Origin of the sequence: Kushneria phyllosphaerae (genome assembly GCF_900312995.1) — a bacterium.
GTDB lineage: Bacteria > Pseudomonadota > Gammaproteobacteria > Pseudomonadales > Halomonadaceae > Kushneria > Kushneria phyllosphaerae.
Genome location: NZ_ONZI01000003.1, coordinates 303,787 through 328,391 on the forward strand (window position 1 = coordinate 303,787; position 24,605 = coordinate 328,391).

Consider the following 24,605-nt stretch of genomic DNA (forward strand, 5'->3'; position numbering starts at 1 on the left):
GGTGTGCTGGCCGCTGGTGTTCTGGCGATGGCCACCCCTGTGCAGGCCGCAGATTACACGCTGAAATTCGGCCATCTGGCCAATGAGCAGAACATCTGGAACAAGGCCGCCATGCACTTCAAGGAGGAGGTCGAGAAAAACTCCGATGGCCGTATCGAAGTGCAGGTTTACCCCAATGAACAGCTGGGCAACGAGATGGACGTGATCAACTCCATCCAGCTGGGCACGGCCGACATGACCATTACCGGAGAGAGCCTGCAGAACTGGGCGCCCAAGGCCGCCATGATGGCTGTCCCTTACGCCTTTCGTGACAGCGAACAGCTCAAAAAGGCCGTTGACGGCGATATCGGCAGCGAGATCGAGGCCCAGATCACCGAGCGTACCGGGCTGGTCCCGCTGACCTGGTTTGAGCGCGGTGCCCGTGAGCTGACCGCCAACCGCGAGATCAAGACCCCGGAGGATCTGGATGGGCTGCGTCTGCGTGTGCCCAACGTGCCGCTGTTTGTCGATACCTGGCAGGCACTGGGGGCACGTCCCACGCCGATGGCCTTCAGTGAGGTTTTCACCTCGCTTCAGCAGGGCACCATCGATGCTCAGGAAAATCCGCTGTCGCTGATCGAAAGCGCGAGCCTTTCCGAGGTCCAGAAATACGTCAACATGACCAATCACGTCAGAAGCTGGATCTATGTCGTGATTGGCAAGCGCAAGCTCGACAGCATGCCGGACGATCTGCAGAAGGTCGTGCGTGACGCCGCAGGCGACATGCAAAGCTATGAGCGCACGCTGTTTGTTGAAGATCAGAAGCGTCTGGAGAAGGCGCTTAAGGACAAGGGTATGACCTTTGTTGAGGTCGACACAAAGGCCTTTGCCGACAAGGCGATGCCGGCCATTAAAAAGGCGCTCGACCCCGAGCAGACCGAGCTTCTTGAGCGCATCGAAAAGCTCTGATCGCTCGTCTCATCTTCGGATAAAGGCGTTATTGCTGACCTTCACGCCCCTTGTGCCCTGCGCAAGGGGCGTGACAGCAGGGAGAGACAACGTGAGTAACACTGAAAAGAGAGCCAGTGATGCACTGGAGGCGCTCGACGTTCTGGGACGCGTGCCGCGACTGGGCGGCGTATTCGGCACCCTGATCAATATTCTGGATCGGCTGTTGGCGACCATTGCCGGTCTGATGCTGGTCACGATCGCCGGTGTGGTGATCCTGCAGATACTGGGTCGTTTGATCCTTCCGGCGGCCCCGGTATGGACCGAGGAGCTGTCGCGCTATCTCTTTATCATGATGATTGCCGTCAGTGCCGGTCTTGTCATGCGTCGCGGCAAGCACATCAGTCTGGAGCTTTTTCATCATCGCTTCGGCGTCAGGGGCGCCTGCCTCTATCAGCTGTTGATCAGCGTGGTGCTGGTCGGCTTTGCCTGGTTGATCGTGCCCTACGCGTGGCAGTACGCCAGCATCGGCGCCTTTCAGACCTCACCGGCACTCAAGGTGTCGATGCAATGGGTCTTTGGCGCCACCGTGGTGCTGTTTGCCATGGTCATTTTATACGGCGTGATCGGTGGCATTGAAGCCGTGGTCGGGCTTTTGGGCCTGTCTCGTCGCAATAAAGAAACGCCGGCCGGCGAGCGGAGGTAGCGCCATGGAAGTCCTGATGCTGTTTGCGGTATTTTTTGTCCTGCTGTTTGCCGGTATTCCGATCGCCTTCGCGCTCGGCATCTCCTCGGCGGCCTACCTGTTCACCGCCGGAATCCCGCTGACCATCGTGCCCCAGCGCATGTTTGCCGGCATGGATTCATTTGTTCTTCTGTGTATTCCCGGATTCATCCTGGCCGGGAACCTGATGAATGTGGGCAACATCACCGAACATATCGTGCGTTTTTCCAACGCCGTGGTCGGTCATATCCGGGGCGGTCTGGGGCTGGCCAACGTGGGCGGCTCAATGATCTTTGGCGGCATCTCCGGCACGGCCGTGGCCGATGCGGCAAGCGTGGGTGCGGTCATGATTCCCGGCATGGCGAAGTCCGGCTATGACAAGCCCTTTGCGGCAGCAGTCACGGCCGCCTCCTCAACGATTGGCCCCATCATCCCGCCCAGCGTACCGATGATCATCGTCGGGTCTCTGTCCGGTATCTCGGTCGGGCGCATGTTTATCGCCGGTGTGGTGCCGGGCATTCTGCTGGCGCTGGGCATGATGATTACCGTCTATGTGCTGGCGGTCAAAAGAGGTTACCCGAAGGAGAAGCGTGCCACGCTCAAGGAGATCCTGCGTGAAGGCAAAAGCGCTTTCTGGGCGCTGTTGATGACCTTCATCATTCTCTACGGGATCATTGGCGGGTTCTTTACGCCGACTGAAGCCTCGATCGTGGCCTGTATCTATGCGCTGGTGGTGGGGATGTTCGTCTACAAGGGGCTGAACTGGCGCAACCTGCCGGGGCTGTTTGTAGATGCCGCCCTGACGTCGGCGGCGCTGATGATGCTGGTCGGGCTTGCCAATCTGTTTGGCTGGATTCTGACCAGCGAGCGCATCCCGCAGATGATCGCCGACGGCATTCTGGGCATCAGCGACAACCCGCTGGTGGTGATCCTGATCCTCAACCTGATCCTGCTGTTTGTGGGCACCTTCATGGAAACCATCGCAGCACTCATTATCCTGTTTCCCGCGCTGCTGGGTGTGGCCACCGGTGTCGGTGTGGATCCGGTGCACTTTGGCATCATGGCGGTACTGAACCTGATGATCGGTTTGACCACGCCGCCGGTGGGCATCTGCCTGTTTGTGGTGTCGGGAATCGGCGAGATCCGCATGAGTGAGGTTGCGCGCGCCATCATTCCGTTTTTGTTGTGCAACCTGGCGGTGCTGGTGCTGGTGATGTACATCCCGGCCATTTCGCTGTGGCTGCCCAATCTGGTCATGGGACCGGCAGGATAACGTGGCGTTTGAAACCACAAGGGGGGCACAGGCCGTAAGGTGCCCCCGACAAGGAGATCGTAATGAGCCCATCCGATAATCACGACGCCATCGAGGTGGTACGCATCGCCTCGGAAAACGCCCCCGAGCGCATAGGCATCGTGCACCTGGGGCTGGGCGCCTTTCATCGGGCGCACCAGGCGCAGGTGGTGGAGCAGTGTATCGCCCACGGCGAGCGGGACTGGGGCATCTGCAGCGTCAATATCCGCGGCAATCGCGCGCTAGTGGACACCCTGCGTGATCAGGGATATCGCTACCATCTGGCCGAATATACGGATCGCGCGCATGTCACCCTGCGCGAGATTCGTGCCATCAATGAGACGATGTTCACCGGTACGGATGCCCAGGGCCTGCGCGGGGAGGATCTTCCGGCGCTGCTGGCTCGCCTGAGCGATCCGGATACCCGCATCGTCACGCTTACGGTGACCGAGAAGGGCTATTACCTGAGCCCCAATGAAGGGACGCTGTTGATCGATGATCCGGCCATTGCTGCCGACATCGCCCATTTTGATGCGCCCCGTACGGCCCCGGGGATTCTGGTCGAGGCGCTTGCTCGGCGCCGACAGGCCGGCACTGCGCCGTTCACGGTGCTTTCCTGTGACAATATGCCTGACAACGGTGAGCGCACCCGCCGGGCCGTGGTGGCTCTGGCCGAACGCCGCGATGCAGCTCTTGCCGAGTGGATCGAGTCGCAGGTGGCCTTTCCCTCCAGCATGGTGGATCGCATCGTGCCGGCGATGGATGAGGAGGCCTTTGGACGTCTGCAGGCGGTGGGCTGTGACGACCCGGCAGCCGTGGTCAGCGAGGCCTTCCTTCAATGGGTGATCGAGGATCACTTCCCACAGGGACGGCCCGACTGGGGACAATACGGTGTCGAGATGGTCGAGGATGTCGCGCCCTTTGAGACCATGAAGCTTCGCATGCTCAACGGTGCACATTCGCTTTTGGCCTATACCGGCCCGCTGATGGGGCTGGAAACGGTGGCCGAAGCCGTCACCGATCCGCTGCTGCAAAAGCTTCTGCGTCTTTACATGCTGGAGGAAGCGGCGCCGACCCTGTCAATGCCGGAGAGCGTGTCGCTTGAAGACTACGCCCACGCGCTCATGGCACGCTTTGGCAATGACAGCCTGCGTCACCGGCTGCATCAGATTGCCATGGACGGCTCGCAGAAGCTGCCTCAGCGCTGGCTGCGCGGCGGCGAGCAGCGCCTGGCCGAGAGTCAAAACGAAAACGCGCTGGCGGCCACCGTGTTCGGCGTAGCGGCGTGGATTCGCTATACCCGCGGCGTGGATGAGCAGGGTCATGCCTATCCGGTCAGTGATCCAATGGCGGATCAATTGGCGCAGTGTCACGTCCATGAACGCAGCGCGGATCGGGCGGCGGCGGCCATGGGGATCGAGGCGATCTTTTCCCCGACGCTGGTCAACGCGCCGCGCTTTGGCGCTCAGGTGCAGCAGACACTCGAGGCCATCGAACGCCTAGGCATGCGCGCAGCACTTGAGCAGCACCTGGCCCGCGTCTGAGCAGGTCTCGGTTCTCGGGATAATTTCAGGATTCACGGCAGAGAGAGAAAGGGCATGGAACATACCTGGCGCTGGTTCGGTCCCAATGATCCGGTGACGCTTTCAGAGATTCGCCAGGCCGGGGCTACCGGCATTGTTACCGCGCTGCACGGTCATGCCCCCGACACGCCCTGGTCGGTCGAGGCGATTGCCGAGCGACAGCAGCTGATCGAGGCGGCCGGGCTGTCATGGTCGGTGGTGGAGAGTGTGCCGGTGCCGGAGGCGATCAAGCAGGCGCTGGATACCAGGGCCCGTGATCGCGCCATTGGGGTGTTTTGTTCAACGCTTGAAAACCTGGCCGCCTGTGGCATCGACACGGTGTGCTACAACTTCATGCCGATTCTGGACTGGACGCGCACCGAGCTTGAGTGGCCGCTGGAAGAGGGCGGACTGGCGCTGCGCTTTGACCAGACAAGCTTTGCCGCCTTTGAGCTGTTCATTCTTGAGCGCCCCGGCGCCCGGGCACTTTACAGCGAGGCCGAGATCGAGGCGGCGAGACGGCATTTCGAGAGCATGGATGACGAGGCGCGACAGCGGCTGGTCACCACACTGATCGCCGGGCTGCCGGGTGCCGATCAGCACTACACGCTGGAGCAGTTTCTCGAGCACCTGAGCGCATATGAGGCCATCGACGAGGATCAATTGCGCGCCAACTACGCCCATTTCCTGCAGGCCGTGGTGCCGGTGGCGGAGCGGCTGGGGATGCGCCTTGCGGTGCACCCGGACGATCCTCCGCGCCCGCTGCTGGGGTTGCCGCGGATTGTCTCGACGGCGGCCGATGCGCGCTGGGTGCTGGACCAGGTGAAAAGCCCGGCCAATGGCCTGACGTTTTGTACCGGCTCCTATGGGGTGCGAAAGGACAATGACCTTGTCGCGATGGCGCGCGAGTTCGGCCCGCACATTCATTTTGTGCATCTGCGCGCCACACGGCGTGATGATGATGACCCGCAAAGCTTCATCGAGGCAGAGCACCTTGAGGGCGATGTCGACATGGTCGGGGTAATTTGCGAGCTGGTTAAAGAGGAGCGTCGTCGCGGTGAAAAGGGCGGTGCCCGGCTGCCGATGCGACCCGATCACGGCCATCAGCTCTGTGATGACAACACGCGCCAGACCAATCCGGGCTATCCGCTGATCGGGCGTTTAAAGGGACTGGCTGAACTGCGCGGGGTGGAGTGCGCCGTGTGTGCGCTCACCTGACCTGCCACGATGATTCGTCGCCCTGTCGTTCAGGATGACAGGGCAGCAGAGGCCCGGCGCCACAGGGCGCGTGGTGCGCGGGCAAGCCGACGCAAATGCCGGGTACGATGACGTCGCAGCGCCTTTTCCGGCAGGCGATATGCCATGCCTTCCTCGATGGTGTAGCGGCAGGGGTTACAGAGCCCACAGGGCGCCTGATCGATTGGGCTATAGCAGAACCAGGATCTTTCCAGTGCCTCGATAAAACCGTGGCGTTCGGCCTCGGCTTTCATCTGCGTCTTGGAGATCTGCAGCAGCGGGAAGTCGAAAAAACGGAAAATGGCCTCGTCGGCATCGATGCGGTCATCGAAGGTCCAGCTACCATCCTCCGTGGCCATCACCCGGCCTTTCAAAAAGTGATAGGCCTTGTCGTCCACATGGACACTCAGCTCAAGATGCCTGATGTCTTCACTGCTGGCATACCGGGCCAGCCAGTCATACTGGCTGCCCAGATGGGCCTGTTGCGTCAGCCGTTGCCAGGCCCCGGTCAGCTCGTGGTTTTTCGGGATTTCCGTGACCGGCGTGATCCGAAGCGGCTCGATCCGCGCGGCGGCCTCGGGATCAATCCCGGCCAGAACCGCGCGCACCTCGGAAATGGCCTGCAGCTCACGCAGGCTGGAGCCCCGTCCCAGATCGACGATGTAATGTGGCACGACCGTTTGGTGATTGACCATCGCCGCCGAAATCACCCGATAGGTTGAGTCCCAGCCGCCTGTCCACAGTACATCTATCCGGGGTCGCATACGCGTTCCATGAGTCGGGTGTAATCGAGTGAGCAGACGCTATCGCATTTGGTGTTTTGCCGATTAGGCCGTTTCGCGCGTCGCCGACGTTGGTCGCCGGTGAGCGGCTTCCCGGCTTTGATTCGACGTGTTTGCAGAATGTTTTCGTTGGGATGATTCGTTCAGGCAGGGGGCCGTCAGCGGGTGTATTCTTCTAATGAACAACGTCTGATGCAGCGCGTCTGCCGGGAGATCCCATGACCCTTTCATCCCGCATATTGATGTTTTTTTCGCTGTCACTGGTGGCATTGCCTGCCTGGGCGGCGACACCGCTGGCCGTCGAAGACGGGGTCCTGATCCTGCTGCTGGGCCTTTTGCTAATCGGCATCGAGGCTGTAACCCCGACCTTCGGGGTGGTCGGGCTTCTAGGGCTTCTGGTCTTTGTTGTTGGCGCTTCGATGATGGTCAACGCGGGCCTGCTGCCGGGTGGTGACAGCGCGCTGGGGATGGCGATGGTCATCGCCGCGGCATTGCTGCTGGGTGCCTTTTTACTATGGGTCGTGATGCGCTTTTTGCGTTTTCGACGTATCACCCCGATGGGTGGGCGCGAAGAAGTGATCGGTGCGGTGGCCGAAGCCACACGTCATTTCACCGAACACCATTCAAATGAGTATCACGGCTATGCTCGGGTGAAGGGCGAGCGGTGGCAGGCGCGCAGCACCACGCCTGTGGCAGAAGGTGAACGCCGCCGCGTCAGTGATGTGCACGGCCTCGTGCTGATACTGGAACACGAGGCGATGCCCGCCACGAAGGATGCAACATCCACGCACGAATAATTCTGCCAGCCTCTATACGGTATAAGGGAGACATCGCATGCTGACCTATCTGATTCCCGTTGTTGTCATTGTGTTCATTCTTGCCGCGTCGGTGAAGGTACTGCCCGAATACAAGCGCGGGGTGGTGTTTTTTCTGGGACGCTTTCAGGGCGTCAAGGGGCCGGGACTCTTTTTCATCATTCCCGTGGTTCAGAAGATGGATATCGTGGATTTGAGAACCGTAACGCTGGATGTGCCGGGTCAGGATGTCATCTCCCGGGATAACGTGACGGTGCGGGTCAATGCGGTGGTCTATTTCAAGGTGGTTGACCCCGAGCGCGCCATCATTCAGATCGAAAATTACGGCATGGCCACCAGCCAGATTGCACAGACCACGCTGCGCTCGGTGCTGGGCAAGCATGATCTCGATGAAATGCTCTCCGAGCGTGATCGTCTCAATGATGACATTCAGACCATTCTTGATCAGCAGACCGAGGCCTGGGGGATCAAGGTGTCCAATGTCGAAATCAAGCAGGTCGATATCAGCGAAGACATGGTGCGTGCGATTGCCCGTCAAGCCGAAGCCGAGCGCGAGCGTCGGGCCAAGATTATCGCTGCCGAAGGCGAAATGCAGGCCTCCGAGAAACTGGTGGAAGCCGCCGACATCATGTCGAGAAATCCGGCCGCTCTGCAGCTTCGCTATCTGCAGACCATGAGTGATATGAGCAACAAGAATGCCTCGACCATCGTGTTTCCGTTGCCGCTGGAAATCACAAAGATTTTTGAGCAGATGCGCAATCAACCCTGAAATCAGATGGCAGTGTCAAACGTAAAATCGTGCCGCAGTGATCATTGATTTAATCTATGCTGTGTCATGTTGTTTCAAGAATCATCGAGGGAGAGAGTCACGTGCTAAAAACGACCGCATTGAGTGCTGCCGTACTGGCCGGCATGCTGAGCATCGCACCGGCCATGGCCGATCAGCAGCAGCCTGAAACCGACAACATCAACGATGTTCCGGCCGGCAATTACACGATTGACCCGCTGCATTCCAAGATTACCTGGGGCGTGGACCATTACGGCTTTTCGCACTACGAAGGCCAGTTTGTTGATCTTTCCGGGTCGCTCAGACTTGGCGAAGATCCCGCTGACAGCAACCTGAAAATCGAAATACCGCTGGACAAGGTGCTGACCGGCAGCGATCTGAGCAAACACCTTCAGGGTGAAAAGTTCTTTAATAGTGCCGAGCATGCAACGGCTACCTTTACCTCGACCAGCATCGAAATTGATGGTGATGATGAGGCCACGATCACCGGTAATCTCGCGCTCAATGGTCAGACCCATCCGGTCGAGATTGACGCCGAATTCAATCGCGGGGCGGTGTATCCCTTCGATGAGAAATATCATATCGGTTTCAACGGTGAAGCCACGATCAAGCGCAGCGACTTCGCCATGAACTATCTGATCCCCGAAGATGATCAGCAGGGCATCAGCGATGAGGTCACGCTTCATATCGAGGCCGAGTTCGTGCCCGAGAAGGGTCAGTAACTGCGGCACTGACCAGGCGTGATCTGACTGCGCCCTGATCCCGAAAGCCGTGATCCCTGCCGATCACGGCTTTTTGCTGCCGCTTCCCGAGGTGTCGCCATGCGTTCATGTCCGGCCAGGCTTGATATCCCGTGATCGGTTATCGAGCACACGAGATGCCCCTTGCGGGATGCACAATGGATACCCGGCTGTTAAACTGCGCCGCAATTGATGACCTCAACAATGAGTTGAAGCAATGATCTCGATGCCTGTCACGACGTTCTGGCGCCTTACGCCACCCTGAGCCTTTCAGGAATGTCCGCTCACCCGAGCGGTGCACTCGCACGAGTGCTTTTGTCGTGACGCCTCCGGCGTCAAATCTCCGTATGTCGTTTTTAAAACCCGTGTCGTTACGCTCTTGCATGCTGCTGGCCGGCCTGCGCGTGCTGTCATGACCCTGACCGCACAATGCTGTCGACATTATCGCTGAGCGTTTTTCAGCATCTGGAATCTGCCCGGCTCATGCAACGAATGTGAAGACCGTGACAGGGCAGGTCATCCATATTCAGACCCGGCGCGCGACGTCAGGTAAAGATCGCAATCGCTTGCCCCATGGGGCGCCATGAATTTTTTACTGCAGAAGGAAAGGATGAGCATGAGAGGCTCAATAAAACAAAACTGGTTTTCCAATGTGCGCCCCGATGTGCTGTCAGGGCTGGTGGTGGCGCTGGCGCTGATCCCCGAGGCCATTGCCTTTTCGATCATCGCAGGCGTTGACCCTCAGGTCGGGCTTTATGCGTCGTTTTCGATGGCGGTGGTCATCTCGATCGCCGGCGGCCGGCCGGCGATGATTTCGGCGGCCACCGGTGCCATGGCCCTTTTGATGGTCACCCTGGTGCGCGACCACGGCCTTGAGTATCTGTTTGCCGCGACCATTCTGACCGGTCTTTTGCAGATCCTCTGGGGCGTGTTGAAACTCGGCAGCCTGATGCGCTTTGTCTCTCGCTCGGTCGTGACCGGGTTTGTCAACGCGCTCGCCATTTTGATCTTCATGGCGCAGCTGCCGGAAATTACCGGCGTCAATGCCACCCCCACGGTCTATGCCATCATGCTGGGCGGGCTGGCCATCATTTATCTTTTCCCATATGTGCCGAAAGTCGGCAAGGTCATCCCCTCGCCAATGGTCTGTATCGTTTTGATGACGGCTGTTGCGATGATCTTCGGGCTTGATGTGCGCACCGTGGGTGACATGGGTCACCTGCCGGACAGTCTGCCGGTGTTTCTGATCCCCGATATCCCGTTCAATCTCGACACCCTCATGATCATCTTTCCCTATGCGCTGACGCTTTCGGTCGTCGGGCTGCTGGAGTCGATGATGACGGCTACGATCGTCGATGATCTGACCGACACCCCCAGTGACAAGAACCGTGAGTGCCGCGGACAGGGCATTGCCAACGTGGCGACCGGCTTTCTGGGCGGCATGGCCGGTTGCGGCATGATCGGTCAGACCGTCATCAACGTGAAATCCGGCGGTCGGACCCGGCTTTCCACCATGACGGCCGGCATCGGGCTTTTGATCATGGTGGTCTTTCTGGGGCCGCTGGTGGCCCGGATTCCGATGGCCGCGCTGGTCGCCGTCATGGTCATGGTCTCGATCGGCACCTTTGACTGGGGCTCGATTCGTGATCTGCCCAAAAAGCCACTGACCACCAATATCGTCATGCTGGCCACCGTGGCCGTCACCGTGGCCACCCATAATCTGGCCATGGGCGTGGTGGTGGGCGTGCTGCTGGCAGCACTTTTCTTTGCCAACAAGATCGGTCGCATCCTGCAGATCGACAGCGTGCTCGCCGAGCAAAACGGCGTGCAGCAGCGTGACTATCACGTGCGCGGTCAGATCTTTTTTGCCTCGACCACCCGCTTTGCCGATGCCTTTGATGTCAAGGAAGGGGTGGATCGGGTCTGCATCAACGTGACGCATGCCCACTTCTGGGATATCACGGCGGTCGAGGTGCTGGACCGGATCGTCATGAAATTTCGTCGGGAAGGGATCGATGTCGAAGTGATCGGTCTCAACGAGGCCAGTCAGACCATGGTCGACCGCTTTGGTGTACATGACAAGACCGATGGCATTATAGAGCCGGGCGGTCATTGAGCGTCATCGTCATGCTCCCGGGCGGCGACACCGGCGCCCGGGATAAGCCACACTCGAACCACGAGACGTGTTTCCGGAGATTCTCATGAGCAGAACCATCATTGCCTGCTTCGATGACCAGGCGCGTGCTGACAGCGCCATCGGTGACTATGCGGCCTGGGCGGCGCGACAGATCAAGGCGCCCCTGTGTCTTTTGCATGTACTGGAACAAAAGACCATCACGCACGAGGATTATTCAGGCCAGATCGGGCTGGGTACCCGTGAGCGAATGCTGGAAGAGCGCACTGAAGAAGAAGGGCGGGTCATTCGTCAGGCGCGTGAGCAGGGGCGTCTGATGCTGGAGGCACTCAAGACTCGCCTGACGGACGAGAGGCTGACGCCGCAGATTCAGCAGCGCCACGGTGCGCTGGCACCCACCCTGCGCGAACAGTGCACCAGCGAAGACCTGCTTGTACTGGGGCGCTGTGGTCATCAGCACAGCCAGAATCATCACAATCAGAATGACGAGGATATGTCGTTGGGCGCGCATCTGGAGGATCTGGCGCAGCATCTGGACATTCCCATGCTGATTGCCCCGGCACGCTTTCGGGTACCGGCCCGCGCCATGGTCGCCTTTGATGGCAGCGACCGCGGCCTTGAGCAGCTCTCGCGGCTGGTGAAATGGGGCTGGCTTGAAGGGCTGGAAATACACGTGGTGCATGTCAGTGAGCCGGCCAGTTCGCAGCCTGCCGAGCGTGGTGCCGAACTGCTCGCTGCAGCCGGCCTTGATGCGAAGCCCGTGACGCTTGAGGGCGACGCCGGGCGCAAGCTGCCGGCCTATGCCCGCGAGCAGGAAGTCGACCTTGTGGCCATGGGCGCCTATGGTCACAGCTCGCTGCGTCGCTTTTTGATGGGCAGTACCACCCACAAGCTGCTGGAAGCCATGCCGAGTGCCATCCTTTTGATGCGTTGATCAGGCATTGGCCACCAGCAAAAAGGGGAACCCGGTCGGGTTCCCCTTTTTTGATCCCATCACTGTACGGGCTGGCTTACGGCCCCAGTGTGACCATGTCGCCCTTGAAGGCGGCTTCCGTGACGACATTGCCGGCATGGCACTCATAGCGCTGGCTGTCCGGATTGGCACGCTGCTCGTAGTAGCTGGTGATGTTGACGACGGCATTGGCGCCGACCTGGCGGGCGCGCTCCTGCAGAGCCAGAAGTGACTGAAGGGCGGCCAGACGGCAGGACTCGGCGTCGGTTCGCAGGGCCGCACGCACCTTGTTGGCGCTGTAGAAGCCGCCGCGACGGGTCTGGACTTCCGGGTGTTGCTGGTCGGCAAAATAGAGCCGGATCGAGGGATCGAGCTTTTCCTGCGCTTCGGGCTGAGTCATGACCTCGGCCAGTGGCTGCATCAGAAAGGTGTTGCGTGCCTGTGCAGGGCCTGCCGTGGCCAGCATGATCAGGGCGCCCGTCATGGCCGCGGCCATGGAGACTTTAAAGGGCAGGTGGAAGGTCATCGAACGTCCTCCGGGAGGTATCAAAAAGGCAGGGTGCACAATGTAGCCTTTCACGCACGTTTGCGAAAGGCCACAGCGCGGGCCTCAGCCTGAAAGTGGTTTGCGAAAGGCCTGAAAACAGTGCTGATTTCGTGGCAGCGCCACGATTCGGTGGGCGTCGAGCCCCGGCACCCTGACAGGTTCGAGCGGCGCCAGCGCCGGGATATTCTCGGGGCCGACCCGGTTATAGGGCGGCTGGTCATTCCAGCCCAGCAGCAGCAGGCCTCCGGGGCGCAGGCAGTCCACGCAGGCGGCAAAGGCCCGCTCGACATCGATCTGCTCATTGAGGCCCCAGCCCAGTACGCCGTTGCACAACACGGCGTCTAGGCCGCCCCGGGGGATATGATCACTCAGCGCTGTCAGGTTACCCACGATATGGCTGTCGCCACCAAAGGGGCGCTTGGCAGCGTCCAGATCGATGGTCGTGACCTCCGAATCGCCCAGCAGTGACGGGTAGTGATGGGTATACCAGCCGCAGCCCACCATCAATACGCGTCGAATGCTTTCATCTCGTGCGATGGCCGGCAGGATGCGATGTTCAAACATGACGCGGTCCCGATAGGGGTAGCGCAGTCGAACGCCGTGATGATCCAGCGTGCGAAGGGTCGTGGCCGTCCAGCCATACAGCGCTGCCTTGAACGTCATGCGTCGTCCTTTTCGTTATTGTCGTTACCCTTTACGAAACACGCGACGACATCGACCTGCCTGATGCGGATCTGAAAAAGCGCAATCAGAACAGTCCGCCGTTGACGGCAATCACCTGGCGGGTCACATAGCTGCTGTCTTCCGAGCACAAAAAGCTGATCACGCCGGCGACTTCTTCGGCTTCTCCCATGCGCTGCATGGGCACGATCTTCTTGATGTCCACATCGATATCGTCGGTCATGTCTGTATTGACCCACCCGGGGGCAATACAGTTCACCGTGATTTTTCTTTTGGCCAGTTCCAGCGCCAGTGACTTGCTGGCCGCAATCAGCCCACCCTTGGCAGCGCCGTAGTTGACCTGACCGCGATTGCCGATCACGCCGGCGGCCGAGGACAGCACCACGATGCGTCCGGGCTTTCGGCGCTGAATCATGGGCATGACCAGTGGCCTGAGCACGTTATAGAACCCGCCCAGATCAACATTGAGCACGCTGTCCCACTGTTCGTCACTCATGCCGGGAAAGGGGGCATCCTGATGAAAGCCGGCATTGAGCACCACGCCATGGTAGGCCCCGTGCTCGGCGATATCGGCCTCAAGGCATGCGCGGGCCTCGTCGCGTGCGCCGACGTCAAACGGCAATAGCCGGGCCTTTTGCCCCATGGAGGTAATTTCATCTGCCACGGCGCGTGCCTGCGTCTCGCTGTGGCGGTAGTGTACGACGATATCAAAGCCGTCGCGGGCCAGGCGCAGGGCGGCCGCCCGGCCGATGCCGCGACTGGCGCCGGTAATCAGGATGGTCTGTGACATGTCATTTTCCGATCGCGTGGTAGGGAGTCGTCATTGCGCGTAGTGGTTAAAGATGGCCGTGGGTAACAGGACGCAGGCCCCGGGGATCGCCGGGATCACCCGGCGGCAGCCTGTAAAACGCTTAAGCTCGCTCTGGCCAGCCAGTCATGCTCGGGGTTTTCGCCGGGTCGATAAAGCACGCCATCAAAGGTGGCCAGACCGCTGTCGGCGAGGGTGTCCACGCTGACTCTGACGTGCAGCGGCTGATCAAATGTCAGGTGATCAAGGCGTGCCTCAAAGCGTCGAGCGCCCAGCAGCATGCCCTGGCGGGGTGTACCACCTTCGCGAGGCTGCAGGGTCGACCAGGCCGCCGAGGCCTGGGCCATCCACTCAAGCGCTACCTGTACTGGAATGCCCCGGGTGTCGGCAAAGAGATCTTCGGATGACGGAAACACGGCCACCACGATGTGCCGGTCATTGGCGTCGATGACATGATCGAGCAGACACATCGACCCCTGTTGCGGCACCAGAGACGCCACAGGGGGCCACGTTGTCGGCCCGGGATACGTGTCATGCATCGCTGCGCTCCAGCACCAGCACGGCATTGTTGCCGCCAAAGGCAAAGGCGTTGGAGAGCGCCACGCCCGGCTGGCCGACGCTATCTTCGCCCACCAGCGACAGCGGCATCAGTGTTTCGTCAAGCGGCTGGTCATGAACATGGCGCGGCAGAAAACCGTGTTCCAGCGCCAGCCAGCAAAAGGCGGCTTCAAGCGCGCCGGCCGCGCCCAGCGTGTGGCCGGTCAGCGCCTTGGTCGAGCTGGCCGGGGGCTGGTGATCGCCAAACACGTCATGAAGGGCCAGCGCCTCCATCGCATCGTTATGCGTGGTCGCGGTGCCATGCAGGTTGAGGTAGTCAATATCACCAGGGGCTCGACCAGCCATGTCGAGCGCCTGGCGAATGGCGGCGATGGCGCCGCCGCCATCCGGGGCCGGCGCCGAGATGTGGTGGGCGTCCGAGCTTTCCCCGTAGCCGGTCAGCTGAATGCCGCCGGCCTCGCGGGTCACGATGAACAGAGCGGCCGCTTCACCGATGTTGATGCCACGTCGATCATGGGTGAACGGCTGACACGGCGTATCGCTGATCGCCCCCAGCGCGTCAAAACCATGCACGGTCAAATGGCACAGCGTATCGGCGCCGCCGGCAATCACGGCATCTGCCTGACCGGAGAGCAACAGGCGCCGTGCCGCACTCAGCGCTCGGGCACCGGAGCTGCAGGCCGTGGAGATGGTCCATGCCGGCCCCGACAGCCCCAGATGGGCGCGAATGAAATGGGCCGGTGCGCCGAGTTCCTGATGGGCGTAGCGGTAGTGCTCATCGAAGTTGTTGCCGGGACCGGTGCGGGCAATGGCGGCCTCGGTTTCCGAGATGCCCGAGGTGCTAGTTCCCATGACGACGGCAATACGATGCGGCGCATGACGTTGGAGCGTCTCCTCCAGCTGCGGGCCCAAAGCCGCAAGCGCCGTGGCGATGAGTCGGTTGTTGCGACTGGCATGTTCGACCGGCCAGTCATCAGACGACACCAGCGCCGTCGTGACATCCCCCAGCGCCAGCATTCGTCCGGGCGTGTAGCGCTCGCTGTCGACCAGACCGCGTTGCCCCTTGACCAGTGCGTTAATGAGGGTGTCGTGGTGGTCCCCGAGACTGCAGATCACGGCAGGCGCAGAGAGTCGACAGTAAGCGGACGTCATGGGGTCTCTCCGGCGCTATTGTCATTACCAAAGGGCGTGATGACCATGCGATAGCCGATCTGAAAATCGGTCAGCACGTCATGGACCCGGTCGGCCGGGCGGTCGATGGTATCGATCCGGGCGACCAGCGTGTCGCCGTCGAGAATCTTGCGCACTTGGCCATGTTCAAAGCGCTGATCCTGTACCTGCCATGCACTGCCCTGAAAGGCCTTTTGCAGGGCAGACTCTGGACGCAGACTCCACTCCAGACGCTGTGCAAACCATTGGGCCGGGAAGGGCGGCCTGTCCATGATCGACTGGGTGTAGCGTGCGCCCTGGTCATCGCGTACCAGGGTGAAAAGCCGCTGGCCGGTGGGAGTGGCGATGACCACGCGCAGCCCGTCACCGGAAAGGCGAATTACCGCCAGCAGTGTCTGCTCGGGGCGTGTCTCGTCAAAGGGCGTGATGGTCAGCTTGCGCTTGAGCGTCTGTGGCTCGCCCTGCCAGCCGGCGGCTGCCTGGGGCGCCATGGCAGGTGCGCTGCAGCCTGCCAGCAGGGTCAGCATTAACAAAAGCGCGGCGGGCCAGAGGCGTCGGGACAGAAAAGTGACGGTCATGCGGCGTGTCCACACAGTTGGGCCAGGGTATCGAGATGTCGACGCGGCTGACTGACAAAGGGGTTGTCGTTATCCCAGGCGTAGCCTGCCAGTACGGCGCTGATCATGCGCCGCAGATAGGCCGGCGGTTCGGGATGAAAGATGATGGCCGGCAGGCGACCGTCGTACCAGGCCTCCACAAAGGCGCGGAAGGTATCGATGCCATGGCGCAGCGGGCGCTCGAAATCTCCCTGCCAGTCGGCATCACCACCGTCAAGCTTTGCCCTGACCAGCGGCGCGGCCAGACAGGCCGAACGTACCGCGATGGTCACGCCCGAGGAGAAGATGGGGTCGAGAAATTCGCCGGCATTGCCAAGAATGGCGTATCCCGGGCCGGTGAGGGTGGTGACATTGCGGCTGTAGCCGCCAAGTGCCGCGATGGGTCGGTGAGGCGTTTCGACATCAAGCCAGCCGTCCAGCTCGTCAAAGGCTTTAAAACAGGTCTGAAAGCCCTGCGTCTCGTCGGCATCCGGTCCAGTGAGGCGGGTCAGTGCCTCGGATGACCCCACAAAGCCTGTCGAGGCACGACCGTTGGCAAAGGGGATCACCCAGTACCAGACATTGGCGCGGGCGTGAAGCCCGATCTGAATCTTGGTGCGATCGAAATCATACAACCGGCAGGCGTCCGGCTTGAGGGATAAATGGGTATACAGGGCCTGTCGCTGTGTCAGATGGGTCTCTTCCAGCGTCCCTTCCAGGCGGGCCAGCACCTGAGCCAGACCGCTGGCATCAAGGACGAAACGAGCCTTGAGTCGCCAGGGGGTGCCCTGATCATCCCGAATGGTCAGTACCGGCGCTGTGGGATGGCGCTCGAAGGCCGTGACCCGCTGACCGAAATGCACCTCGGCGCCGCGCGCACCGGCGGCCTCGATCAGGCGCTGATCAAAGTCGGCGCGCTCGACCTGCCAGGCCTGCCCCGTGCCCTCGCTCGACTTGTCCTGAAAGTCGATATCCACGCGCTGATCGCCACGCACAAAGCGGGCGCCGTTTTTCATCTGATAGCCGGCCCTTTCGATCACGTCGGCCAGCCCTGCGCGCTCAAGGTCCATCAGGCACTGGGGCAAAAGGCTCTCGCCGATGGAAAAACGCGGGAAGTGCGCCGCCTCGACCACGACGACGCGATGGCCGGCCTCGGCCAGCAGGGCAGCCGCCACGGCGCCGGCGGGCCCGGCGCCGATAATGGCCACATCGGTTTCCCTTTCAGACATGTCGGCCTCAAGGGCGCGGGACGTGGAAGTTGTCATGGCGTTATCCGTGGTCATGGGTATTGTCATGGCGCCGGCTGATCCTTTGGAACGCGCCGCTGCACCAGCGCCGTGAGCAGCCAGACGCTGGCAAGCCCGATCAGGGTGGTCATGCCGATATGATGAAGCGCCGGTGTGGCACTGAAGGCCAGCAGGCCAAAGGCCAGCAGACTCGACAGGATCGACAGCGTGATCGCAAGCCAGGCGTGATGCGCTCTGGGATGTTCCTGCATGAAGATGCCGGCGTCCAGCCCGATCCCCAGCACCAGCAGCAGCGCCAGCTGATGAAACAGATTCAGCGGCACGCCCAGCAGGGCATACAACGTGAGTACGGTCAAAATGGCGCCGCCGGCCGGGGCGATGACACGCCAGGTGCGCCACCGGTAGCGCAGGGCCAGCAGCAGAGTCAGCACGACCAGCGCGCCTGCCACCCACTGCGCGATCTGGCGGCGCAGCTTGCCCAGCACGTTGCTGATCTGCTCGACCCGGTCGACCAGTTCGATGTGTTCATCGCTGCGCGCCAGGCTTTCCAGCTGCTGACGCGCATGGTCATCGATGCCGCCGCTGAGGGTGACCATGCCGGCCACCTGCCCCTTGTCGATGTCGCCAAGCCACAGGCGTTGGTCACTTTCTCCCAGCGGGCTTGTCAGCCAGTGATCCAGCGTCAGCGGCGGAGATTGCGTCAGCATCTCCATGGCTCGCTCGTAAAGTGCCGGCGGTAGCCCTGCCGAGGCATACACCTGGTCGAGCTGCTGCTGATACAGACGGCGGGTCCGTTCAAGATTAGCGCTTTGACGCGCGCCAGAGGGGACATGATCGGCCAGACTGGTGTGACCGCCCAGATGACCGTCCTTCACCAGCCCATCCAGCAGGGGGTTGAGTGATTCAACCCGACCGAGAAAACCTTCGCTGTCATGAGCGGTGATCAACAGATAAACGGTACCGGTATCCCGCCCGAGCTCACGCTGAATCAGCGCCTCATCGCCCAGCAGCTGCTGTGACGAGGTATTGAGCAGACGCAGGCTGTCATCGCCCTGCAGGCGCACGCCGGCAATGGCGACGGCGATCAGGGCCAGCACCAGGGCCACGCGCGGCCCGAGCCGACCGCGAAGGTGGTCGAGAACTCGCCAGAGCCGTTCGGCCAGTTTCCGGGTGCCGGGCGTGGTGCGCACGCGCGTCATGGGCAGCCACAGCACGACCGTCAGCCAGGCCCCGACCAGACCGCAGCCGGCAAATATGGCCATCTGGCGAAGCCCGGGCATGGGCGTGAAGGCCTGCACCACATAGGCCATGACGCTGGTCACAAGCCCGAGTGCCAGCCCCGGCAACATGTGGCGCAGCCGAAACTCCCGGCCGGCCAGCGCGCGGGCACACTGAAGGTGCAATGCATAATCAATGGCCACACCGATCAGGCTGCTGCCAAAGGCAATGGTCAGCAGGTGAATGCCCTGAAACCACCAGAGCGTGATCGCCAGCGCAAACACGGCGCCAGTGGCCAGCGGCAGCAGCAGCGTGGCGATCGTGACCGGCGAACGAAAAACCACCAGCAGGATGAGCAGCACCCCGATCAGCGAGCCCAGCCCGATGGTGCTGATCTCGCTTCTGGCCTGATGCGCGCCATCGGCGGCGTGAAAGACCATGCCCGAGCGCCACAGATGCGCCCTGGGGTGCGCCTTTTGAAACGCATCGATGGCAGCGGTCAGACGATCCTGCAGCCCCGTATCCCACGCACTGCCTGCCAGCTCCCCGGTCATTACGACCAGTGCCTTGCCATCCACCTCGAGGGTGACCAGATCACCCCGGGTATCAAAGCGGGTAGAGAGCTGGCTGTCGAGCCAGCGATTGAGCAGTCCGAAGGGGTCACGTACCGGGTGCTGGTCAATACCGGTGGGCATGACCAGAGACGCCAGCGCCTGGCGGCGCAGCTCGTCGGTATCCCCACCGTCGATGGTGGCGCGCAGATGGTCATCCAGCAGGCGATAGCGCGACGGCCCCAGCACTTCCAGCAGGCTGTCGAGCTGGTAGTCACCCGGACGATAGCGCAGCTCACTGACCGCGCCGGCACGCTGTAGCGCCTGCGCCAGTTCTGCCGCGGCCTCGCCCGGGTTTTCGGCGTCCAGCAGCAGCACGAAGCGGTGGGTAAAAGGGGCACCGAGCTGCTCGTTGGCACGATCAATCCCGGGAGACTGATGCGTGTCGGGCAGCAGCGCCGTGATGCGCGTATCAAGACTTGTTCCGCGCAGCAGCTGCCAACCGCTGAAGACCAGACAGGCTGTCAGTACCAGACCCCATAAAAGCGCCGGCAGGCGAGAGGTGCGCGTCATGGTCAGGGGGCCTGTTGCGGGGAAGTCGCGGCGGTGCCGGCGTCTTCTTCGGGGGGCAGCAGATGAATGTTGAGCCGGTCACCATCGGCCATGGCCATGTTGATCTGCTCAAGGCGTGCATCGCCCTGCATGTCGATATTTTGGAGATAGTTCGCCAGCCCCTGCTGGCGCGGGACCAGCGTGGCATGCCACGCCTTTTCATCGCCTTCAAGCGTGATGTCGAAACGATCGGCGAGCGCCGAGAACTGGCCGTTGAGCAGTTGCATGATCAGGGTCGCCACGCCGGCCGGATCATCATCAATGCGCTCGCCGTTACGCTGAATGCCCGCATCGGAAAGCTCCATGGTCTCTTTTACCGGTGATTCCAGCGACCAGGTCACGCGATCGCCCTGCTCGAAGCGGTAGTGACCGCGACCGTCAATGCGGGTGTCCAAGTCGGCCAGATAACGGGTCTGCTCAAAGCGCCCGTTCACGTCCCCCTGAGCGGCCAGGTGGTCTGCCAGGGTCTCAAGGTTCATGGCCCGGGCCGGCAGGGCCATGAGCCACAGGGGGAGAGTGACCATGATAAGGGTCAGGGATCGTAAACGCGTGCGACAAGACATGTAACTTGAGCTCCTGGGCCGGCAGGACAGCGGCTGTCCGTGCGTTGTTCGTGCTTGATTTAATCGCCCGTGCTTTAACGGGGCATGCGTTTTATTTTTCGGACTGCCAGAACGGGTAAAAGTTGAACCACTGTAGCGGATAACGACAGCAGAAATGCTCCAGACGCGTGACAAAGTGCGCCATGGTGTTGTCCATCCATACACTGCGCTCCCGGCGTGAGAGGCCGGTGGCATCGCCCAGGGATTCAAAGTGCACATGATGTGTCTGCCCCTTGCGGGCGCAGACCAGCAGATACAGCGGACAGTGCAACAGCATGGCAAGCCAGAAGGCACCCTCGGGGAAGGGCGCCGGTCGGCCGAGAAAATCGAGCCAGCGGCGTCGGGCGCCGGCCTCGATGGGGTCGCGGTCGGCGGCGATGACCACAAAGCCGCCCTCGGCCACGCGGGCCTGAAGTCGCTGGGCCGTGGCGGGGCCCATGTCGCTGACCTCGATGATCTCTACCGACAGGGGGCGGTCGATATCGTTGAACAGGGAATTGAAGCGCTGGGCGTGATGGGTATGCATGACCACGCTCATTTTCAGGTCGCGCCGCAGTCGCCCCAGCGCCTGACAGATCTCGTGGCTGCCCAGATGCGTGACCACGATGATGCCGCCCTGGCCGGCATCGATGGCGGCCCTCAGGGTCTCGCGCTGCTCGATATGAATGGCCTCGGGGGCAATGCGACCGTAGAGCGCCAGCACCTTGTCCAGAATGGCCGTCCCAAAGGTCGTGAAATGGCGCACGGTGGTCAGGCGTGGCAGGGAGACCGAGGGGCAAAAGGCCTTCAGTTGCTGCTGGTACTCCCTTGAGGCGCGTCGGGCAATCGGGCGGCGCAGCCAATAGTAGAGTCCGACCAGAAACAGGACGCCCTGATAGGCGCGCGCACCGAAACGGTCATAAATGGCCAGCATCAATTGAATGCCCTTGAGTGAGCCTGACTCACTGATGGCCGACCAGTGGCGCGGGGTGCGCTTGCGTTGCGGTGATGTCATGAAGAGCTCTTGTGTCGTTCGTCGCGCCAGTGCCGGGCACGTCCGAGGATCAGCTTCGGCATGCGTATCAGCATGCCCAGCGTCAGCCTCAGGTGCATGCGTGCCATCAGGACGTTGTCCCGAAACAGGCGAAAGTGAGAGACGCCATCGGTGGGATAGGTGACCCGCACCGGCAGATTGTCGACCGGGTGACCGGCCCAGAACCAGCGCACCAGCACCTCGGTATCAAACTCCATGCGATGGCCGCACCCGTGGCGCGCAAGCATGGCATTGACCGCAGCTAGCGGATAAAGGCGCACGCCACACATGGTGTCGCGCAGCGTGGTGGACAGCGTATTGCACCAGACCCAGACGTGGGTGATGTAGCGGCTGATAAAGCGGTGCAGCGGCACGCTGTGATCAAAGCGGGGATAGCCGATCAAAAGCCGGTCGGGGGCGTGTCTGGACGCCTCGATAAAGGGCGGCAGGCTTGATTGATCATGCTGGCCGTCGGCGTCGACCTGAAGGGCATGGGTAAACCCGAGCGTTTGAGCATGGGCAAGGCCGTGACGAACGGCGTAGCCCTTGCCACGGTTGCGCGGCAGGCGCAGTAGATGTACATCACTGGCCTGTGCCAGGTGATCGAGCACACTGGCGCAGCCCGCATCGCTGCCGTCATCGACGAGCACGATGGGCAGGTTCAGGGCGGCGAGTCCCTCGCAGGTCGCCACGATGGCGTGTTCGTGGTTATACACAGGCACCAGCACGCAGGGCGAAAATGCTGCGCTGTCCTGGACGTGATTCATGAAGACTCCCCGTGGTCGGGCATCGGGTCGACACCGAGCAGGCGCATTTGCAGATGCTGGCCCCGATGAGAGGCCACGGTGATGTTCAGGTCGCCACGCTGGCGGCTCAGCGTCATGACCGCGCGATCCCCGGGCAACAGCGGTGCGGGAAAGCGTACCCGGCGCATGTCGCGCCATTGATCCTGCTCGCCGAAAAGACGCTCGGCCTGCTGACGTGCCCAGTGAATCAGGGCAATGCCCGGCACGATCGGTCGTTCGGGGAAGTGGCCTTCCAGCGCTGCCAGGCGCTCCGGAATTTCCAGTGTGATCCGTTGCTGGTCGGGCGTTGAGGACTCAAGATCCAGCCAGCGCGGCTGGCGCCGGTCATCCAGGTCATCAAAGAGATGACGCGCCATGGCACGGGTCAGCTTGCCCTGAGCGTTGACCGGGAAGCGCTGCACAAAGCGCCAGAAGCGTGGCAGCACCACCGGCTCAAAGGCGCGGGCCAGATGCTGTCGCAAATCGCTGATGAGCGCTCTTCGCGTGTCATGATCATGGGCAATGCAGTCGGATGACATGGCCACGATGGCCCCGACGCGCCCACCCGAGTGATCGATGGTCAAACAGCGAGCGTCAAGGACGCCGGGGAAGGCCTTGAGGTGATGGGCCAGACCTTCCAGCGAGACGCGTTTGCCGGCCACCTTGACGATGCGGTCGGCGCGTCCGTGCAGGGTAAAACGTGCAGGATGTTCGTCCAGCAGCTGAATGTGGTCGGCCTGTTCGTGCCACTGTTCGGGCTCGGGAAGACGCCTTGAACGCAGCAGTGTGCGTTCGCCGTCACAGCGAAGCATGACGTCGTCGAGCGCCTGCCAGGTCGTATCCTGACAGGGCCTGCGCCAGGCAATGGCGCCGCTTTCCGAGCTGCCATAGATCTCGATGAGTTCGCTGCCCATCAGTGCCTCGGCCTGCACGGCGGCGTCATGAGGCAGCGGCGCGGCGGCACTGAAAATGCGACCGGGCGCGCGGTCCGGCATGCCGGTCGTGCTCTCGGGTAGCCGGGAAAGCTGCGGCGGCGAGCTGATCAGGGCGCTGACCGGCACGTTCATGAGCCACTCGGCCAGCGTCTCGGGCCAGGTCACGATCTCGAGCCCGAAGGGATGAGAGGTCGCCAGCGCACGCAGGAGCCCTGCCGTCAGTCCCCAGGTGTGCTGATGGCTGACCTGGCTGATGACGACGCCTTGTGCGAGCGGCCAGTGTCGCTCGAAGGCGGCAACCTCGGCCTCGAGCTGGCCCAGCGTGCGAAAGATGGGGGCAGGCTCCCCGCTGGAGCCGGAGGTGAACAGCACCACGGCCTCCTGTTCGGGTGGCAGACCGGGCTCGGGCATCATGTCCGAGACGGGCGGTGGTGGCACCCAGGCCTGGGGGAATTCACCCAGCAGGATCAGATCACGCTGGTGCAGATGATTGACGGTTTCGGGGAGATTGTCGCCGGGCAGCCACACCCGATGGCCGGCATGCCAGAGGCCGAGCAGGGCCGCCGTAAACCGCCAGGGGTCGCTATCATAAAGGGCCACATCCCGACCAGCCGGCAGGGGCGTGTTCGCCCAGCTCCTGATGGCCTGGATCAGCTCGCCGCGGGTGCGCACCTGCTGCCCTGAAAGGGCCACGATGTCATTCACTGCGCCCGAAAGCCACGGGCAGCGGGTCAGCGACGGTGCTGCATGGCAAGATGGAGTCATGCCTGCACCACCTTGCGTCGAACGCGCCGACGCACCAGACATTCACCGGCCATCAGCAGTGCCGCCAGCAGATAGCTGATGGCGCCGGTCCAGACCTGCCAGACGTGAAGGGGAGCCCACAGCGCCAGCACCAGTGCAATGACGGCGTTGAGGGTCATGAAAATGCCCCACACCCAGGTAACCCTGCGCGTATAACGCACGCCCTCGGGGGGGAGGTCGGGCTCTGATAGACGCGCAAGACGCTCGATCAGGGGCGTAGAGCGCAGACTGCCCAGAAAGATCAGTGCCAGTGAAACGTTGATCATGACCGGATAAAGCCGGATGCCCAGTTCTGCCTGGCCACCCAGCAACAGCGCCAGCAGCAGCAGCATCACCACCGCCCAGCGGGTGCGATGTTCACCGGTCAGCCATTGAATGCCCGCCAGAAGCACCAGAGTGATCAACAGGGCATGTGTGCCCCAGAGGGGGAGAACGATCCACAGGGCCGCCGGAAACAGCACCATCGACAGGGGTGATGACCAGTGGCGTGTTCCGGTGCGTTCGGCAGGCATGGTTTCCATTACAACCC

General features: G+C 61.7%; 24 protein-coding genes. 10 read left to right on the top strand and 14 right to left on the bottom strand.

Going from position 1 to position 24,605, the window contains the following annotated elements; translation table 11 throughout:
- Positions 1–27 precede the first annotated feature (27 nt).
- The 5 genes from KSP9073_RS11315 (at position 28) to uxuA (ending at position 5,722) form a co-directional block, all read left to right on the top strand.
- On the top strand, positions 28–948 hold the full coding sequence (locus tag KSP9073_RS11315; RefSeq protein WP_439330955.1) for a TRAP transporter substrate-binding protein: 921 nt from the start codon (positions 28–30) through the stop codon (positions 946–948).
- Between the two features lie 91 nt (positions 949–1,039).
- Positions 1,040–1,633 carry a TRAP transporter small permease gene (locus KSP9073_RS11320; protein WP_108843071.1) on the top strand — a complete coding sequence of 198 codons (594 nt, stop codon included), beginning with the start codon at positions 1,040–1,042 and terminating at the stop codon, positions 1,631–1,633.
- 4 nt (positions 1,634–1,637) lie between these two features.
- Positions 1,638–2,924: a TRAP transporter large permease gene (locus KSP9073_RS11325; RefSeq protein WP_108843072.1), complete on the top strand. Its 1,287-nt coding sequence runs from the start codon at positions 1,638–1,640 to the stop codon at positions 2,922–2,924.
- Between the two features lie 62 nt (positions 2,925–2,986).
- Positions 2,987–4,486 (top strand): mannitol dehydrogenase family protein, encoded by a 1,500-nt coding sequence (locus KSP9073_RS11330; protein ID WP_108843073.1) that lies wholly within the window; start codon positions 2,987–2,989, stop codon positions 4,484–4,486.
- Between the two features lie 54 nt (positions 4,487–4,540).
- Positions 4,541–5,722: a mannonate dehydratase gene (gene uxuA, locus KSP9073_RS11335; protein ID WP_108843074.1), complete on the top strand. Its 1,182-nt coding sequence runs from the start codon at positions 4,541–4,543 to the stop codon at positions 5,720–5,722.
- Positions 5,723–5,751: 29 nt separating this feature from the next.
- Here the strand turns inward: uxuA and KSP9073_RS11340 are convergent, their stop codons facing one another.
- A complete protein-coding gene (locus KSP9073_RS11340; protein ID WP_108843075.1) occupies positions 5,752–6,504 on the bottom strand; it encodes a 7-cyano-7-deazaguanine synthase in 753 nt (250 codons plus the stop codon).
- A gap of 236 nt (positions 6,505–6,740) precedes the next feature.
- On the opposite strand from KSP9073_RS11340, the gene KSP9073_RS11345 reads away from it, so the two are divergent.
- From KSP9073_RS11345 to KSP9073_RS11365, 5 genes are all read left to right on the top strand, one after another.
- Entirely contained in the window at positions 6,741–7,319 is a 579-nt protein-coding gene (locus KSP9073_RS11345) for an NfeD family protein (RefSeq protein WP_108843076.1), read from the top strand.
- 37 nt (positions 7,320–7,356) lie between these two features.
- Entirely contained in the window at positions 7,357–8,106 is a 750-nt protein-coding gene (locus KSP9073_RS11350) for a slipin family protein (RefSeq protein WP_108843077.1), read from the top strand.
- A 101-nt stretch (positions 8,107–8,207) separates the two neighbouring features.
- Positions 8,208–8,846, top strand: a complete 639-nt coding sequence (locus KSP9073_RS11355; RefSeq protein ID WP_165814237.1) for a YceI family protein — start codon at positions 8,208–8,210, stop codon at positions 8,844–8,846.
- A gap of 634 nt (positions 8,847–9,480) precedes the next feature.
- Positions 9,481–10,980 carry a SulP family inorganic anion transporter gene (locus KSP9073_RS11360; RefSeq protein WP_108843397.1) on the top strand — a complete coding sequence of 500 codons (1,500 nt, stop codon included), beginning with the start codon at positions 9,481–9,483 and terminating at the stop codon, positions 10,978–10,980.
- Between the two features lie 85 nt (positions 10,981–11,065).
- The gene (locus KSP9073_RS11365) at positions 11,066–11,932 is read left to right on the top strand and encodes a universal stress protein (protein ID WP_108843079.1); all 867 of its coding nucleotides are present in this window, start codon (positions 11,066–11,068) and stop codon (positions 11,930–11,932) included.
- 76 nt (positions 11,933–12,008) lie between these two features.
- Here the strand turns inward: KSP9073_RS11365 and KSP9073_RS11370 are convergent, their stop codons facing one another.
- The 13 genes from KSP9073_RS11370 to KSP9073_RS11430 form a co-directional block, all read right to left on the bottom strand.
- The gene (locus KSP9073_RS11370; RefSeq protein ID WP_108843080.1) at positions 12,009–12,476 is read right to left on the bottom strand and encodes an excinuclease ATPase subunit; all 468 of its coding nucleotides are present in this window, start codon (positions 12,474–12,476) and stop codon (positions 12,009–12,011) included.
- Between the two features lie 84 nt (positions 12,477–12,560).
- Positions 12,561–13,160 (bottom strand): class I SAM-dependent methyltransferase, encoded by a 600-nt coding sequence (locus KSP9073_RS11375; RefSeq protein WP_108843081.1) that lies wholly within the window; start codon positions 13,158–13,160, stop codon positions 12,561–12,563.
- An 85-nt stretch (positions 13,161–13,245) separates the two neighbouring features.
- Entirely contained in the window at positions 13,246–13,968 is a 723-nt protein-coding gene (gene fabG, locus KSP9073_RS11380) for a 3-oxoacyl-ACP reductase FabG (RefSeq protein WP_108843082.1), read from the bottom strand.
- A 95-nt stretch (positions 13,969–14,063) separates the two neighbouring features.
- Positions 14,064–14,525 (bottom strand): hotdog family protein, encoded by a 462-nt coding sequence (locus KSP9073_RS11385; protein ID WP_108843083.1) that lies wholly within the window; start codon positions 14,523–14,525, stop codon positions 14,064–14,066.
- Positions 14,518–15,696, bottom strand: a complete 1,179-nt coding sequence (locus KSP9073_RS11390) for a beta-ketoacyl-ACP synthase (RefSeq protein ID WP_108843084.1) — start codon at positions 15,694–15,696, stop codon at positions 14,518–14,520. The genes KSP9073_RS11385 and KSP9073_RS11390 overlap by 8 nt, the downstream gene beginning before the upstream one ends.
- Positions 15,693–16,292 carry a DUF3261 domain-containing protein gene (locus KSP9073_RS11395; protein ID WP_108843085.1) on the bottom strand — a complete coding sequence of 200 codons (600 nt, stop codon included), beginning with the start codon at positions 16,290–16,292 and terminating at the stop codon, positions 15,693–15,695. Before KSP9073_RS11395 ends, KSP9073_RS11390 begins: the two co-directional genes overlap by 4 nt.
- A complete protein-coding gene (locus KSP9073_RS11400) occupies positions 16,289–17,575 on the bottom strand; it encodes an NAD(P)/FAD-dependent oxidoreductase (RefSeq protein ID WP_243409210.1) in 1,287 nt (428 codons plus the stop codon). The genes KSP9073_RS11395 and KSP9073_RS11400 overlap by 4 nt, the downstream gene beginning before the upstream one ends.
- 26 nt (positions 17,576–17,601) lie before the next feature.
- Complete coding sequence (locus KSP9073_RS11405; protein WP_108843086.1) at positions 17,602–19,899, bottom strand: MMPL family transporter; 2,298 nt, start codon at positions 19,897–19,899, stop codon at positions 17,602–17,604.
- A gap of 2 nt (positions 19,900–19,901) precedes the next feature.
- Positions 19,902–20,462, bottom strand: coding sequence for an outer membrane lipoprotein carrier protein LolA (locus KSP9073_RS11410; RefSeq protein WP_108843087.1), 561 nt, complete (start codon positions 20,460–20,462; stop codon positions 19,902–19,904).
- 130 nt (positions 20,463–20,592) lie between these two features.
- Positions 20,593–21,534 carry a lysophospholipid acyltransferase family protein gene (locus KSP9073_RS11415; RefSeq protein ID WP_108843088.1) on the bottom strand — a complete coding sequence of 314 codons (942 nt, stop codon included), beginning with the start codon at positions 21,532–21,534 and terminating at the stop codon, positions 20,593–20,595.
- Positions 21,531–22,319, bottom strand: a complete 789-nt coding sequence (locus tag KSP9073_RS11420; protein WP_108843089.1) for a glycosyltransferase family 2 protein — start codon at positions 22,317–22,319, stop codon at positions 21,531–21,533. Before KSP9073_RS11420 ends, KSP9073_RS11415 begins: the two co-directional genes overlap by 4 nt.
- A complete protein-coding gene (locus KSP9073_RS11425; RefSeq protein ID WP_165814239.1) occupies positions 22,316–24,037 on the bottom strand; it encodes an ApeI family dehydratase in 1,722 nt (573 codons plus the stop codon). The genes KSP9073_RS11420 and KSP9073_RS11425 overlap by 4 nt, the downstream gene beginning before the upstream one ends.
- Positions 24,034–24,597: a COG4648 family protein gene (locus KSP9073_RS11430; protein WP_108843091.1), complete on the bottom strand. Its 564-nt coding sequence runs from the start codon at positions 24,595–24,597 to the stop codon at positions 24,034–24,036. The genes KSP9073_RS11425 and KSP9073_RS11430 overlap by 4 nt, the downstream gene beginning before the upstream one ends.
- Positions 24,598–24,605 lie beyond the last annotated feature (8 nt).

Coding starts and splice junctions, on each gene's coding strand:
- KSP9073_RS11315 (WP_439330955.1), top strand. CDS start 28: ATGGCCACCCCTGTGCAGGCCGCAGATTACACGCTGAAATTCGGCCAT.
- KSP9073_RS11325 (WP_108843072.1), top strand. CDS start 1,638: ATGGAAGTCCTGATGCTGTTTGCGGTATTTTTTGTCCTGCTGTTTGCC.
- KSP9073_RS11330 (WP_108843073.1), top strand. CDS start 2,987: ATGAGCCCATCCGATAATCACGACGCCATCGAGGTGGTACGCATCGCC.
- uxuA (WP_108843074.1), top strand. CDS start 4,541: ATGGAACATACCTGGCGCTGGTTCGGTCCCAATGATCCGGTGACGCTT.
- KSP9073_RS11340 (WP_108843075.1), bottom strand. CDS start 6,504: ATGCGACCCCGGATAGATGTACTGTGGACAGGCGGCTGGGACTCAACC.
- KSP9073_RS11345 (WP_108843076.1), top strand. CDS start 6,741: ATGACCCTTTCATCCCGCATATTGATGTTTTTTTCGCTGTCACTGGTG.
- KSP9073_RS11350 (WP_108843077.1), top strand. CDS start 7,357: ATGCTGACCTATCTGATTCCCGTTGTTGTCATTGTGTTCATTCTTGCC.
- KSP9073_RS11360 (WP_108843397.1), top strand. CDS start 9,481: ATGAGAGGCTCAATAAAACAAAACTGGTTTTCCAATGTGCGCCCCGAT.
- KSP9073_RS11365 (WP_108843079.1), top strand. CDS start 11,066: ATGAGCAGAACCATCATTGCCTGCTTCGATGACCAGGCGCGTGCTGAC.
- KSP9073_RS11370 (WP_108843080.1), bottom strand. CDS start 12,476: ATGACCTTCCACCTGCCCTTTAAAGTCTCCATGGCCGCGGCCATGACG.
- KSP9073_RS11375 (WP_108843081.1), bottom strand. CDS start 13,160: ATGACGTTCAAGGCAGCGCTGTATGGCTGGACGGCCACGACCCTTCGC.
- fabG (WP_108843082.1), bottom strand. CDS start 13,968: ATGTCACAGACCATCCTGATTACCGGCGCCAGTCGCGGCATCGGCCGG.
- KSP9073_RS11385 (WP_108843083.1), bottom strand. CDS start 14,525: ATGCATGACACGTATCCCGGGCCGACAACGTGGCCCCCTGTGGCGTCT.
- KSP9073_RS11390 (WP_108843084.1), bottom strand. CDS start 15,696: ATGACGTCCGCTTACTGTCGACTCTCTGCGCCTGCCGTGATCTGCAGT.
- KSP9073_RS11395 (WP_108843085.1), bottom strand. CDS start 16,292: ATGACCGTCACTTTTCTGTCCCGACGCCTCTGGCCCGCCGCGCTTTTG.
- KSP9073_RS11400 (WP_243409210.1), bottom strand. CDS start 17,575: ATGACAACTTCCACGTCCCGCGCCCTTGAGGCCGACATGTCTGAAAGG.
- KSP9073_RS11405 (WP_108843086.1), bottom strand. CDS start 19,899: ATGACGCGCACCTCTCGCCTGCCGGCGCTTTTATGGGGTCTGGTACTG.
- KSP9073_RS11410 (WP_108843087.1), bottom strand. CDS start 20,462: ATGGTCACTCTCCCCCTGTGGCTCATGGCCCTGCCGGCCCGGGCCATG.
- KSP9073_RS11415 (WP_108843088.1), bottom strand. CDS start 21,534: ATGACATCACCGCAACGCAAGCGCACCCCGCGCCACTGGTCGGCCATC.
- KSP9073_RS11420 (WP_108843089.1), bottom strand. CDS start 22,319: ATGAATCACGTCCAGGACAGCGCAGCATTTTCGCCCTGCGTGCTGGTG.
- KSP9073_RS11425 (WP_165814239.1), bottom strand. CDS start 24,037: ATGACTCCATCTTGCCATGCAGCACCGTCGCTGACCCGCTGCCCGTGG.
- KSP9073_RS11430 (WP_108843091.1), bottom strand. CDS start 24,597: ATGGAAACCATGCCTGCCGAACGCACCGGAACACGCCACTGGTCATCA.